The 12,832-nt window shown below is 69.5% G+C and carries 9 protein-coding genes; 4 read left to right on the forward strand and 5 right to left on the reverse strand.

Translation table 11 applies throughout. The features are described 5' to 3' along the window. The first annotated feature begins 95 nt into the window (after positions 1 to 95). The gene (locus tag OOK38_RS30050; protein ID WP_266755429.1) at positions 96 to 1,661 is read left to right on the forward strand and encodes an NAD(P)/FAD-dependent oxidoreductase; all 1,566 of its coding nucleotides are present in this window, start codon (positions 96 to 98) and stop codon (positions 1,659 to 1,661) included. Positions 1,662 to 1,932: 271 nt separating this feature from the next. On the opposite strand, the gene OOK38_RS30055 is transcribed toward OOK38_RS30050, so the two are convergent. The 3 genes from OOK38_RS30055 to OOK38_RS30065 all read right to left on the reverse strand — a co-directional run bounded on the left by OOK38_RS30055 (position 1,933) and on the right by OOK38_RS30065 (position 5,451). Next, positions 1,933 to 2,856 carry a hypothetical protein gene (locus tag OOK38_RS30055; RefSeq protein WP_266848979.1) on the reverse strand — a complete coding sequence of 308 codons (924 nt, stop codon included), beginning with the start codon at positions 2,854 to 2,856 and terminating at the stop codon, positions 1,933 to 1,935. Positions 2,857 to 2,907: 51 nt separating this feature from the next. Continuing rightward, positions 2,908 to 3,345: a peptidase inhibitor family I36 protein gene (locus tag OOK38_RS30060; protein WP_266755426.1), complete on the reverse strand. Its 438-nt coding sequence runs from the start codon at positions 3,343 to 3,345 to the stop codon at positions 2,908 to 2,910. A 321-nt stretch (positions 3,346 to 3,666) separates the two neighbouring features. Next, on the reverse strand, positions 3,667 to 5,451 hold the full coding sequence (locus OOK38_RS30065) for a serine hydrolase (RefSeq protein ID WP_266755424.1): 1,785 nt from the start codon (positions 5,449 to 5,451) through the stop codon (positions 3,667 to 3,669). A gap of 171 nt (positions 5,452 to 5,622) precedes the next feature. Between OOK38_RS30065 and OOK38_RS30070 the strand changes: the two genes are divergently transcribed. Then, a complete protein-coding gene (locus OOK38_RS30070) occupies positions 5,623 to 6,735 on the forward strand; it encodes a nitronate monooxygenase family protein (RefSeq protein ID WP_266755422.1) in 1,113 nt (370 codons plus the stop codon). Between the two features lie 30 nt (positions 6,736 to 6,765). On the opposite strand, the gene OOK38_RS30075 is transcribed toward OOK38_RS30070, so the two are convergent. Next, a complete protein-coding gene (locus OOK38_RS30075; protein ID WP_266848981.1) occupies positions 6,766 to 7,956 on the reverse strand; it encodes an RNA-guided endonuclease TnpB family protein in 1,191 nt (396 codons plus the stop codon). A 179-nt stretch (positions 7,957 to 8,135) separates the two neighbouring features. Here OOK38_RS30075 and OOK38_RS30080 point away from each other — a divergent pair, with 179 nt between their 5' ends. After that, entirely contained in the window at positions 8,136 to 9,686 is a 1,551-nt protein-coding gene (locus tag OOK38_RS30080) for an acyl-CoA synthetase (protein ID WP_266848982.1), read from the forward strand. A 102-nt stretch (positions 9,687 to 9,788) separates the two neighbouring features. Continuing rightward, on the forward strand, positions 9,789 to 11,288 hold the full coding sequence (locus tag OOK38_RS30085) for an acyl-CoA synthetase (RefSeq protein WP_266755417.1): 1,500 nt from the start codon (positions 9,789 to 9,791) through the stop codon (positions 11,286 to 11,288). 95 nt (positions 11,289 to 11,383) lie between these two features. Here OOK38_RS30085 and paaK read toward each other — a convergent pair whose 3' ends face one another. Further along, the gene (gene paaK / locus OOK38_RS30090) at positions 11,384 to 12,691 is read right to left on the reverse strand and encodes a phenylacetate--CoA ligase PaaK (RefSeq protein ID WP_266755416.1); all 1,308 of its coding nucleotides are present in this window, start codon (positions 12,689 to 12,691) and stop codon (positions 11,384 to 11,386) included. Between the last annotated feature and the right edge of the window lie 141 nt (positions 12,692 to 12,832).

Raw genomic sequence — 12,832 nt, forward strand, 5'->3', positions numbered from 1 at the left:
CGCCGAGTCCGAGATGTTCCTGCCCCCTCGTACGGCCGCCCGCCGCTTGCCGCGCACCCCTGGCCGACGTAGATCATCACGTGCTACGAAGAACCATGCCTGCACACGAGGAATATGACGCCGTGATCGTCGGCGGAGGCCACAACGGACTGGTCGCCGCCGCCTACCTGGCTCGGGCCGGGCGGTCCGTGCTGGTGCTGGAGCGACTGGGGAACACCGGCGGCGCCGCCGTCTCCACCAGGCCGTTCGCCGGAGTCGACGCGCGTCTGTCGCGCTACTCGTACCTGGTGAGCCTGCTGCCCCGGAAGATCGTGCGGGACCTGGGTCTCGACTTCCGGGTCCGCGGCCGCACGGTCTCCTCGTACACCCCCGTCGAGCGCGACGGACGGCCCACCGGGCTGCTCGTCGGCGGCGGCGAGCGGCGCACCCGCGAGGCGTTCGCCCGGCTGACCGGTTCGGACCGCGAGTACGAGGCATGGCAGCGCTTCTACGGGATGACCGGCCGCGTCGCGAAGAACGTGTTCCCGACGCTCACCGAGCCGCTGCCCACCCGCGAGGAGCTGAGGGCGCGCGTCGACGACGAGGAGGCCTGGCGGATCCTCTTCGAGGAGCCGGTCGGCGCGGCCGTCGAGGAGTACTTCAGCGACGACCTCGTACGCGGTGTCGTCCTCACCGACGCGCTGATCGGCACCTTCGCCGACGCCCACGACCCGTCCCTGCGGCAGAACCGCTGCTTCCTCTACCACGTGATCGGCGGCGGCACCGGAGACTGGGACGTGCCGGTCGGCGGGATGGGCGCCCTCACCGACGCGATCGCCTCCGCGGCGCGCACCGCGGGCGCGGTGATCGCCACGGGACACGAGGTGCTGCGGATCGACACGGACGGCGAGTCCGCCGAGGTCACCTACCGGACGGCCGACGGCGAGGGCGTCGTCGCGGCCCGGCACGTTCTGGTGAACGCCTCGCCGCAGGAGCTCGCGCACCTCACCGGAGACGAGCCGCCCACCCCCGCCGAGGGTGCCCAGCTCAAGGTGAACATGCTGCTCAAGCGGCTGCCGAGGCTCCGGGACACCTCCGTGGACCCGCGCGAGGCGTTCTCCGGGACCTTCCACATCGCCGAGGGCTACGAGCAGTTGGCGACCGCCCACGCGCAGGCCGCGTCCGGTGAGCTGCCCGCGGCGCCCCCCTCGGAGATCTACTGCCACTCGCTCACCGACCCGAGCATCCTCGGCCGGGACCTGGTCGAGCAGGGGTACCAGACCCTCACGCTCTTCGGCCTCCACACGCCGGCCCGGCTCTTCGAGCGGGACAACGACGCCGTGCGGGAGGAGCTGCTGAAGTCGACACTGGCGCAGCTGGAGGCGCACCTCGCCGAGCCGCTCGCCGACTGTCTGGCCACCGACGCGGACGGGCGGCCGTGCATCGAGGCGAAGACCCCGCTGGACCTGGAGCGCGATCTGCGGCTGCCGGGCGGCAACATCTTCCACCGCGACCTCGCCTTCCCGTACGCGCAGGAGGGCACGGGGCGATGGGGCGTCGAGACCCGGCACGCGAACGTGATGCTGTGCGGGGCGGGCGCGGTGCGCGGCGGCGGGGTGAGCGGGGTGCCGGGGCACAACGCCGCGAAGGCCGTGCTGGAGTCACTGGGCCAGGGACGCTGAGGCTTGTCCCGCATCTGCTGGTCGCGGTGAGACGAACTTGGTGTGGCTGATGTGATCGCGGAGTCGGATTCGTCCTGGAAAGGCCCCGTTCACCGGGGTGAGTCCGCGTCAGTTCGGCGGGCTGTTCGTCGCGTTGCGGTGTGAGGCCGCGGACCCGGTCCGCAGGGGCCGGCCCTGGAGCCTGCCGATGGAGGACCGGGTCCCGCTGGTCGCCGCGCCGACGGACCCGTCCACCCGTGAACCGGCTCGCCTCGCTGTCGGCGGTGCCGAATCAACCACCGTCCGACTGTGACGCCTTCGACGGCGCCGAACCGGTCGACCGTGCGAATTCCGCCACCTTGCCATGCTCCGCAGAAAGTTGGGCAAGGCTCCCTTTGTTCGCCTTGATGTCCGCTCGCTGAATGCGTGACTCGGCGTCGAACCAAAGATTCAGCAGGTTCGTCTGCTTCTTGCACGAAAGGTCCGCCACTGCGACTTTTCGCTCTTCTTCGGACACGGCAGGTGTATCCAGGTCGAAGTCGCGTGGAGGTGTCAGGGGTGAAGAGTAGGAGAACCCTTCCGCTTTCATGCAGGAGGCCCACTGCTTCGTGACTTTGAGAACCGACGGGTCGGACAACGACTTACGGAATCCATTGACTGCGATTTCACGCGCCACGTCCGCCGACTTGGTGGTGGGTCGCTGCTTCTCCCATGTGTGGACCGCCTCGGCGCGACATCCTCCCTTCGGCACCTCCTTTCCGTCGAAAGTGGATACCGCACCGTAGAGGACTGGGTAGGACGGGTCGGTGGAGGGCACCGGCACGGTCTGACGAGAGGGAGCCAGGTGATAACCGTACCTTTCCGCTTCGTTCGGGTCGGAAATTCCGTAACGGCGATCGGGCGGAGTTGAGGTGTCCGTGATATCGGCATCTGCCGGGTGGTAACCCAGGTCGAATCGCTGCATGCAACCACGAGTAAGGGCATCCTTCGCCCTCGCTATCAGGCGCTCCTGGTCGGGGCTGTATTCATATGTCGCGATGGGGAGAGCGTGAGTGAAGTCTTTGACGTCATCTCCGTGGTCCCCCGCTGTGACCTCACGTGACGTGGGAGCGCTGCGCGCATCACCCTTGGCGATCCCGCCATCACTCTCGGAACAGGCGCTGACGAGCAGCGTGCCCGACAACGCCGCACCGATGAGAGCGTGAGCCCTTTTCATGTGTCTCCTTGCAGAAAAAAAGCCCTGGCCGCATGCGGCCAGGGCTTTCCGTCAGAAGTCGTAGCAATCGCTCCTGGTGTAATCCCAACGGAAGGATGCGTCGTTGTTGTACGTGTAGTGCAGCTGGTCCGATATCGCATATGCCGACAGGGTGTCACAGGCCCCGACATAGCCGCTGTTGTAATAGATGGTGACCATGCTCGGACTGTCGTTCAGGGCGCTTGCGGCGTTGTTCTTCACCGCGTTGCCCTTGCCGGTCCCCGAGGTGAGGAAGGTGTACCCCGCCAGGTCCGAGACGTTTGCGTCGAAATAGGTGCTCGAACCCGCCCTGTTGCTGTTGTAGAACAGGCGAATACACCCGTTGTGAGGCCCGCTGGCATTGCAACCGGTGCTGGCGGTCGCCGATGCGGCACCCGCCGTCGGGATGATCAGCGCGATCGCGGCCGCCAGCGGGACCGCGGAAGTTGAAATAGCCCGTCGGATGTTCAATTCCGCTCCATTTCAAATGAGGTCGACGACGCAATAATCTACCACCGCGAAGATCCAGAAGCCACCGGAAGTCACTCCTGAATCGTTTTCTTACAGAGGCTTTTCGGAAGGCTTGCGCCAATCTCGGTCAAGGAATCCCGAATTGGGTGAGGCTTTGTGGTCTGGCATGGATTGCGCTATCCACGGCACGCTCCGCCCGCTCAGAGAGCGATCCCGGGAGCGAGGGCGATGAGGCCGGGGGCGAGGTGCCGTCGGGGAGGGCGGTCGAGCCCGACCCGGACGCGTCGGGCTCGACCGGCCGCCGCCCCCGCGGCCCCGGGATCAGTCCTTGGACGGCTCCCAGCCCGCCGCCGCGATCCGCGCCGCGTCCGCGGGCCGTGACTCGTCGAAGACGACGCGGTCGCCGGTCTCGACCCGCAGGGCGTCGACGTACGCGCCGCGGCCGACGTACAGCCGGTCGGTCGTGTACCGCCAGCGCAGCGTGAGCCCCGCGGCGCTCGGCAGGTCCGCGCCGAGTCGGTGCCATACGCGCCCCGACCAGCCGGTGGCCGTGCCCGCCGGATGGTCCTGCGGGTCCTCGGAGCGTCGCCGGGTGGTGAAGGGGACCGGCTGCCAGGTCGTTCCGCCGTCGGTGGAGGACTCCAGGAACAGGAGGTCCGACCGGGGTTCGGTGTCCCACCAGAGTGCGCAGCCGAGGCGCGCGGGACCGGTGCTGGTGTCGAGCGCGGGCAGCGTCAGCGTCGCAGTCGTCGCGCTCGCGGTCCCGGAGAACCAGGACGTACGGCCGCGCGCGGGACGCACCGCGACGGCCCGCGCCAGGTTGTTCGCGGCGGTGACCCGGGGAGCGGAGCCGGATCGCCAATTGCGCACGGGGTGAACGGAGTTGCCGAGGACGATCAGGAAGGAGTCGGTCGTCGGGTCGAGGACGAGCGAGGTGCCGGTGAAGCCGGTGTGGCCGGCGGTGCGCGGCGTCGCCATCGCGCCCATGTACCAGTGCTGGTAGAGCTCGAAGCCGAGGCCGTGCTCGTCGCCCGGGAAGGCGGTGTTGAAGTCGGTGAACATCAGGTCCACCGTCTCCGGTTCCAGGATGCGTGCCCTGCCGTACGCGCCGCCGTTCAGCAGGGTACGGCCGAGAACGGCCAGGTCCCACGCGCAGGAGAAGACCCCCGCGTGACCGGCGACCCCGCCGAGGGAGTACGCGTTCTCGTCGTGGACCTCGCCCCACACGAGCCCGCGGTCCAGTCCCGACCAGGGAAGCCGGGCGTCCTCGGTGGCGGCGATCCGGGGCTTCCAGGAGGCGGGCGGGTTGTAGCGGGTGCGGTCCATGCCGAGGGGACCGGTGATCTCGTCGCGCAGGAGGGTGTCGAGGGTCCGGCCGGTGATCCGCTCCAGGACCAGCTGGAGCGAGATCAGGTTCAGGTCGGAGTAGAGGTACGTGGTGCCCGGCGGATGGAGGGGCACCTCGTCCCAGATGAGCTGGAGCTTGCCCTCGTGGGTCGGCGCTTTGTACAGAGGGATCCAGGAGCGGAACCCGGAGGTGTGGGTGAGCAGTTGGCGGACGGTGATGTCCTTCTTGCCGCCGCCCGCGAACTCCGGGAGGTAGGAGGCGACGGCGGCCTCCAGGTCCAGGGCCCCGCGCTCCATCTGCTGCACGGCGAGGATCGACGTGAACAGCTTGGAGACGGAGGCGAGGTCGTAGACGGTGTCCCTCGCCGCCGGGATCTGCCGGTCGGCGGGGAACTCCACGCCGGTGTCGGTCTTCTCGTCGTACGCCGCGTAGCGCACGGCCATGCCGATCGGCTGGTGCAGGGCCACCGTGCCGCCGCGCCCGGCGAGCAGGACGGCACCGGCGTACCAGGGGTGCTGGGGGGAAGGGCCGAGGAATGTCTCGGCGTCCGCGACCAGTTGGCGCAGATGCCCGGCGAGCAGTCCGGCCTGGCCGGGGGTGCCGTGCCGCAGGGTCCGGCGGCCGTCCCCTGTCGAGGCCACCGCGGGGCCGGCCGGGAACGGCGCGATGGCCAGCGCTCCGCCCACGGCCAGTAAGCCCTTGCCCCATTGACGGCGGGTCAGCCCGTCGCCCCCTCTGCCTTTCGCGCCTTCGGTCATCGAGAAGCCTCCCGCTCACGTAGCCTGAAAGTATCTTTCCGGGTCTGCCGTGCCGAGTGAAACTTTCCCGTCAGGCGCAGGCGTGTCAACCTCCCCGGCGGACCTCCAGAGATCTGACGGAGTATCAGAAAAGGCCTTCCCTCGTCCGGACGTCTGCGGCATCCTGCGGCCATGCAGACGGAGCTGAGCAAGGAACTGGGAGTCGAGCACGCCATTTTCGGCTTCACGCCGTTTCCCGCCGTCGCCGCGGCCATCAGCCGCGCGGGCGGATTCGGTGTGCTCGGCGCGGTCCGCTACACCGCCCCCACCGACCTCGAGCGCGACCTCGACTGGATCGAGGCGAACGTCGACGGCAAGCCCTACGGCCTCGACGTCGTCATGCCCGCGAAGAAGGTCGAGGGCGTCAGCGAGGCGGACGTCGAGGCGATGATCCCGGAGGGGCACCGGCAGTACGTCAAGGACACCCTCGCCAAGTACGGCGTACCCGAACTCGCCGAGGGAGAGGCGTCCGGCTGGCGCATCACCGGGTGGATGGAACAGGTCGCCCGCGGTCAGCTCGACGTCGCCTTCGACTATCCGATCAAGCTGCTCGCCAACGCGCTGGGCTCACCGCCCGCCGACGTCGTCGAACGCGCCCACGCCCAGGGGGTGCTCGTCGCGGCTCTCGCGGGCAGCGCCCGGCACGCCCGCAAGCACGCCGAGGCGGGCATCGACATCGTCGTCGCGCAGGGCTACGAGGCCGGCGGGCACACCGGGGAGATCGCCTCGATGGTGCTCACCCCCGAAGTCGTCGACGCAGTCGGCCCGTTGCCCGTGCTGGCCGCGGGCGGCATCGGCAGCGGACAGCAGGTGGCCGCCGCGCTCAGCCTCGGCGCCCAGGGGGTGTGGCTCGGCTCCATCTGGCTGACCGTCACCGAGGCCGACATGCACTCGCCCGGCGTCACCCGCAAGCTGCTCGCCGCCGGCTCCGGCGACACCGTCCGCTCGCGCGCCCTGACCGGCAAGCCCGCACGCCAGTTGCGCACCGAGTGGACCGACGCCTGGGACGACCCGAACGGTCCCGGCACGCTCCCCATGCCGCTCCAGGGGCTGCTGGTCGCCGACGCCGTCTCCCGCATCCAGAAGTACGAGGTGGAGCCCCTGCTCGGCACACCGGTCGGGCAGATCGTCGGCCGGATGAACAGCGAACGCGCCGTCCAGGAGGTCTTCGACGACCTGACCCGGGGCTTCGAGCGCGCCGTCGACCGCATCAACCGCATCGCGGGCAGGGAGGAACAGGCTTGACTTCCTCCCCCTCCTGAAGGTGGGGGATTCCTACGGCTCGCGCCGTGGGGTTTCCTGCTTCGTCGCCGACTGCCCGCCCGGAGTGCTCCGTTGAGGTCTTACGCCAGCTCCACAGGCTGTCACCGCCAGTCCGGCGGCCAGCAGGTTCCTCGCCGCGTTCACGTCCCGGTCGTGGGTCGTGCCGCAGTCACACGTCCAGGTACGGACATGCAACGGCATCCGCTCCCGGAGGGTGCCGCAGGCGGAGCACAGCTTGGAGGAGGGGAACCACCGGTCGACGGCGATCACCTCCCGTCCGTACCACTGGGCCTTGTACTCCAGCATGCTCCGCAAGTCCGCCCATCCGGCGTCCGAGACGGCGCGGGCCAGGCTCCGGTTCTTGACCATGTTGCGGACACTCAGGTCCTCGATCACGAGCGTTTGGTTCTCACGCACGAGTCGAGTGGTCAGCTTGTGCAGGGTGTCACGGCGGCGGTCGGCGATCCTGGCATGGATCTTCGCGACCTTGCGGCGGGCCTTGGCCCGGTTCGCCGAGCCTTTCTCCTTCTTCGCCAGTCGGCGCTGCGCTTTGGCGAGGGCGGCACGGTCGCGGCGCTCGTGCCTCGGGTTGGTGATCTTCTCGCCGGTCGACAGGGTCAGCAGGTGGTTCAGGCCGACGTCAATACCGACCGCCGTGTCCGTGGCGGGCAGGGGCTGGACGGACGGGTCGTCGCACAGCATCGAGATGAACCAGCGTCCGGCCGCGTCCTGCGAGACGGTCACCGTCGAGGGGGACACGCCGGCGGGCAGGGGCCGGGTCCAGACGATGTCCAGCGGCTCACGCATCTTCGCGAGCGTCAGCCGGCCGTCCCGGAAACGGAACGCGCTGGTGGTGTACTCGGCGGACTTCCGCGACTTCTTCCGGGACTTGAACCTCGGGTACTTCGCCCGCTTGCCGAAGAAGTTGGTGAACGCCACCTGCAGGTGCCGCAAAGCCTGCTGCAACGGAACCGACGACACCTCGTTCAGGTACGCCAGTTCCCCGGTCTTCTTCCAGACCGTCAACATCGCCGAGGTCTGGTAGTAGTTCACCCGCTCCTGCCGCGTCCACGCCTGCGTACGCGCGGCCAGCGCCAGGTTGTAGACCTTCCGCACGCATCCGAACGTGCGCGACAGCTCGGCGGCCTGCGCATCGGTGGGATGGAAGCGGTACTTGAACGCCCGCTTCACGTAAGTGGCCACGGCCCACAAACTAGCGCCAACGTCAGCGAAGGATCGAACCTGCCGGTCAGAGCACTGCGATCCGCCCTGACGGCGAATCCCAACCCCCTGCCCTGCCCCGCAGGAGTCCGTTTCTCCCCCGCAAGCGGGAGGTACCCCCACCCCGGCCTGAAGGCCGGGGTATCCACGGAGGAGTTCCGATGAGCACCGCACCGAACGGCTTCTGGGCCCAGGCCGCCGCGGACCCCGAGCGCGTCGTCCTCGTCACCCCCGACGCGGAGGAGTGGACCGCGGGACGGCTGCACGCGGCCGCCAACGGGCTCGTCCACGGACTGCGTGCCGCCGGCCTCCGGCGCGGCGACTCCTTCGCGGTCGTGCTGCCCAACGGCGTCGAGTTCCTCGTCGCCTTCCTCGCCGCCTCGCAGGCCGGTCTCTACCTCGTCCCCGTGAACCATCACCTCGTCGGCCCGGAGATCGCCTGGATCGTCTCCGACTCCGGCGCCAAGGTCCTCATCGCCCACGAACGGTTCGCCGACGCGGCCCGGCACGCCGCCGACGAGGCGAAGCTCCCCGGGGACCGGCGGTACGCCGTCGGCGCGATCGAGGGCTTCCGGCCGTACGCCGAACTCCTCGACGGGCAGCCCGGTTCCGCGCCCGAGGACCGCACCCTCGGCTGGGTCATGAACTACACCTCGGGCACCACCGGCCGCCCGCGCGGCATCCGGCGCCCGCTGCCCGGCAAGCTCCCCGAGGAGTCGTACCTCGGCGGCTTCCTCGCCATCTTCGGCATCCGGCCCTTCGACGACAACGTGCACCTCGTCTGCTCGCCGCTCTATCACACCGCGGTCCTCCAGTTCGCGGGCGCGTCCCTGCACATCGGCCACCGGCTGGTGCTGATGGACAAGTGGACGCCCGAGGAGATGCTGCGTGTCATCGACGCACACAGGTGCACCCACACCCATATGGTGCCGACCCAGTTCCACCGGCTGCTGGCACTCCCCGACGAGGTGAAGGCCCGCTACGACGTCTCGTCCATGCGGCACGCCATCCATGGCGCGGCCCCGTGCCCGGATCATGTGAAACGGGCCATGATCGAGTGGTGGGGCGACAGCGTCGAGGAGTACTACGCGGCCAGCGAGGGGGGAGGAGCCTTCGCGACCGCCGAGGACTGGCTCAACAAGCCCGGCACCGTCGGCAAGGCGTGGCCGATCAGTGAGTTGGCGGTCTTCGACGACGACGGCAACCGGCTGCCGCCCGGTGAACTCGGCACCGTCTACATGAAGATGAGCACCGGCGGATTCTCGTACCACAAGGACGAGACCAAGACCCGGAAGAACCGCATCGGAGACTTCTTCACCGTCGGCGACCTGGGCCTTCTCGACGAGGACGGCTATCTCTTCCTCCGTGACCGCAAGATCGACATGATCATCTCGGGCGGGGTCAACATCTACCCGGCCGAGATCGAGGCGGCACTGCTCACCCACCCGGCCGTCGCCGACGCGGCGGCCTTCGGCATCCCGCACGACGACTGGGGCGAGGAGGTCAAGGCGGTGGTCGAGGCCGCGCCGGGCCACGAGGCCGGTCCGGCGCTCGCCGCCGACATCCTCGGCCACTGCGAGCGCCGGCTCGCCGGGTACAAGCGGCCCAAGAGCGTCGACTTCATCGAGTCCATGCCCCGCGACCCCAACGGAAAGCTGTACAAGCGGCGGCTGCGGGACCCCTACTGGGAGGGCCGCACCCGGGCGATGTGACGCGGGGACCTGCCCCGGCCCCGGCGCACCCGCCGTGCGGTACCGCCGGTATGACGTGCGGTGACTTGACCTCCCCGTTCCATGGGCCGAGGATCACGTGACATGACGCCTGGACACGGCAGTACGGTTGACGGGGTGCTGCGCCGCAGCGCACGGCGCACACCCGCGCGGCGCGCGGTCGACTACCGCGAGCGCTCCTGGACGTACGCGGAACTCGACGAGGCCGTCTCCCGCGCGGCGACCGTCCTCCTCGACGAGGGGCTGGCCCCCGGCGACCGCGTCGGCGCCTACGGCCACAACTCGGACGCCTACCTGATCGGCTTCCTCGCCTGCGCCCGCGCCGGACTCGTCCATGTGCCGGTCAACCAGAACCTGACCGGCGACGATCTCGCCTACATCGTCGGCCAGTCGGGCAGCACCCTCGTGCTGGCCGACCCCGACCTCGCCGACCGGCTCCCGGACGGCGTACGGTCCCTCCCGCTGCGCGACGCCGACGACTCGCTCCTCGCGCGGCTGGACACGGCACTCCCGTACGACGGTCCCGAGCCGCGCGGCGACACGCTCGTGCAGCTCCTCTACACGTCGGGCACCACCGCGCTGCCCAAGGGCGCGATGATGACGCACCGCGCCCTGGTGCACGAGTACCTGAGCGCGATCACGGCCCTCGATCTGAGCGCCGGGGACCTGCCGGTCCATTCGCTGCCGCTCTACCACTCGGCGCAGATGCATGTGTTCCTGCTGCCCTATCTCGCGATCGGCGCTTCCAACACCATCCTCGACTCGCCGGACGCGGGTCAGCTCTTCGACCTCATCGAGGCGGGCCGCGCGGACAGCCTCTTCGCGCCGCCCACCGTGTGGATCGGTCTGTCGAACCGCCCCGACTTCGCCGAGCGTGACCTGAGCGGCCTGCGCAAGGCCTACTACGGGGCGTCGATCATGCCGGTCCCCGTCCTGGAACGACTGCGCGAACGGCTGCCGAAGCTGGCCTTCTACAACTGCTTCGGCCAGAGCGAGATCGGCCCCCTGGCCACCGTCCTCGGGCCCGACGAGCACAAGGGCCGGATGGACTCGTGCGGCCGCCCCGTGCTGTTCGTGGACGCGCGGGTGGTCGACGAGGACGGCAAGGACGTGCCCGACGGCACTCCCGGCGAAGTCGTCTACCGCTCACCGCAGTTGTGCGAGGGCTACTGGGACAAGCCGCAGGAGACGGCCGAGGCGTTCCGCGACGGCTGGTTCCACTCGGGGGACCTCGCCGTGCGCGACGCCCACGGGTACTTCACGGTCGTGGACCGGGTGAAGGACGTCATCAACTCCGGCGGAGTGCTGGTCGCTTCACGACAGGTGGAGGACGCGCTGTACACCCACGAGCAGGTCGCCGAGGTGGCCGTCGTCGGACTCCCCGACGAGCGCTGGATCGAGGCCGTCACCGCGGTCGTCGTCCCGCGCGGAGAGGTCACCGAGGACGAACTGATCGCCCACGCACGCGAGAAGCTCGCCCACTTCAAGGCGCCCAAGCGCGTCCTGTTCGTGGACGAGCTGCCCCGCAACGCCAGCGGCAAGATCCTGAAGCGGGAGCTGCGGGACCGGTTCGGCGAGGCCTAGCGGACGCCCGCATCGCGGCCTCGATCCAAGAGGGAGACGCGCGGGGCCGGTTCGGCGTCCGCTCGGGGCCCGGGGTTCCTGGGGCCACGGCCGGGTCACGGGCGCGGGCGCAGGTCCACGATCCGCTTGAGCTTGCCCACCGACCGCTCCAGCGACTCCGGTTCGACGATCTCCACCGTGACCGAGACACCGATGCCGTCCTTGATCCCCGCGGTGATCGCCCGCGCCGCCGCCTCCCGCGTCTCGGGCGTGGCGCCGGACCGCGCCTCGGCCCGGACGGTGAGAGCGTCGAGACGGCCCTCACGGGTCAGCCGGAGCTGGAAGTGCGGGGCGACACCCGGCGTCCGCAGCACGATCTCCTCGATCTGCGTCGGGAAGAGATTGACTCCCCGCAGGATCACCATGTCGTCGCTGCGCCCGGTGATCTTCTCCATCCGGCGGAAGGCCCGCGCCGTGCCGGGCAGCAGTCGCGTCAAGTCCCGTGTCCGGTAACGGATCACGGGCATGGCCTCCTTGGTGAGCGAGGTGAACACCAGCTCGCCCTCCTCGCCGTCCGGCAGCACCTCACCGGTGATGGGGTCGACGACCTCCGGGTAGAAGTGGTCCTCCCAGATGTGCAGACCGTCCTTGGTCTCCACGCACTCCTGGGCGACACCCGGGCCGATGACCTCCGAGAGGCCGTATATGTCCACCGCGTCGATCGCGAACCGCTCCTCGATCTCGCGGCGCATCTCCTCGGTCCACGGCTCGGCTCCGAAGACCCCGACGCGCAGCGAGGTGCCGCGCGGGTCCACACCCTGCCGCTCGAACTCGTCGAGCAGGGTCAGCATGTACGAGGGAGTCACCATGATGATCTCGGGCTTCAGGTCCTGGATCAGCTGGACCTGACGTGCCGTCATGCCGCCGGACGCGGGGATCACCGTACAGCCGAGCCGTTCCGCGCCGTAGTGGGCGCCGAGTCCGCCCGTGAACAGCCCGTAGCCGTAGGCGATGTGGACCTTGTCGCCGGGGCGGCCGCCCGCCGCGCGGATCGAACGGGCCACCATGTCGGCCCACATGGACAGGTCGTTCTCCGTGTAGCCGACGACCGTGGGGCGCCCGGTCGTCCCGCTGGAGGCGTGGAGGCGCCGGATCCGGTCCTGCGGAACGGCGAACATTCCGTACGGGTAGTTCTCGCGCAGATCCGCCTTCGTCGTGAAGGGGAACCGCGCCAGGTCGGCGAGCGAGCGGCAGTCGTCCGGGAGCAGCCCGGCCCTGTCGAAGGACTTCCGGTAGAAGGGAACGTTCTCGTACGCGTGGCGCAGCGACGCGCGCAGCCGCTCCAGCTGGAGGGCCCGCAACCCCTCCGCGTCGAGCCGCTCGCCCGCGTCGAGCAGGTCCTTCGAGTCCGTCGAGTCCGCCATCGCGACTTCTCCCTCACCAACCGTGCGATTCCGGACGACCGATCATTCGGTCGTGCTGGTCCGGATCAGTAATTCAGGTGTCCAGCGCCAGTGCAAGGGGTCGGCGGCGCTTTTTGCGGGAGCGATGGAGAGGGGGGAGGG

Source organism: Streptomyces sp. NBC_00568 (assembly GCF_026341855.1).
GTDB lineage: Bacteria > Actinomycetota > Actinomycetes > Streptomycetales > Streptomycetaceae > Streptomyces.